Raw genomic sequence first — 809 nt, forward strand, 5'->3', positions numbered from 1 at the left:
CGCGCGCGGTGCTCGCGGCCGACCCGTCCGCCGTCGTGTTCACCACCGCGGACCCCGGTGACGGCACGGACTTCCGCGACTACGGCGCCGCCTGGCCCCGGCTCACCCTGGTGGTCACCGGCGTGGTCGGGATGACGGTGCCGGTGGTGACCGGCGTGCCGGTCCGCCTGACCGGGACCCCGGGGACGGCCGCCGTCGAGGTGACCGTCGACGAGCTCGTGCTCACCGCGGGCTCGCTGCGCAGCCCCGGCCGGTTCGGCAGCCGGCTTTCCCTGCGCTGGCGCGATCTCGCGCCGGCGCCGGACGAGGGCCCGCCGCACCCGGTGGGCGACCCCGGTGTCCCGGTGCTGCTTTCGCAGCTGGGAAAGGAGAAGTGATGGCCGGCTTCACGTTCGAAAGCGGCCACGCGGTCGTGCCCGGGACCGTGCCCGCGTGGGCCGTGGTGTTCCGCCACGGCGTCCGCGGCACCGAGCTGTGCACCATCGGCAGCGACACCTACTCCGGCACGGTGAGCGCGTCGCTGCCGGCCGGGCTGACCGGGGGCAGCTACGAGGTCGTCGTCGAAGGCATGACGGCGGAGGACTACCGGAAGATCAGCCTCGCGCCCGGCACGCCGCTGGACGCCTCGCTGCACCTGTGGTGGAAGGACGCGCCGACCGGGGTGCTCGGCGGCCTCGCGCGGTTCACCGGGCTGGACAACCCGCTGTCGGCGACCACCCCGGTCCCGCCCGACGGCAGCCTGGTCGCCGAGCTCCGGGTCGACCGGCTGTGGCGGCGGCCCGGCCCGCGGCGGATCGACGTCGTGGCGA

2 protein-coding genes are annotated in these 809 nt (G+C 75.8%); both read left to right on the forward strand.

Annotation, left to right across the window (positions count from 1 at the left end; translation table 11 throughout):
• Window positions 1-377: hypothetical protein (locus G3I65_RS18840; RefSeq protein WP_160697276.1), on the forward strand; the 377-nt coding region annotated here is incomplete at its 5' end.
• A partial coding sequence (locus G3I65_RS18845; RefSeq protein ID WP_160697277.1) for a hypothetical protein occupies window positions 377-809 on the forward strand: 433 nt, incomplete at its 3' end. The genes G3I65_RS18840 and G3I65_RS18845, both read left to right, overlap by 1 nt.

It is taken from the genome of Amycolatopsis sp. SID8362 (assembly GCF_010550475.1).
GTDB lineage: Bacteria > Actinomycetota > Actinomycetes > Mycobacteriales > Pseudonocardiaceae > Amycolatopsis > Amycolatopsis eburnea.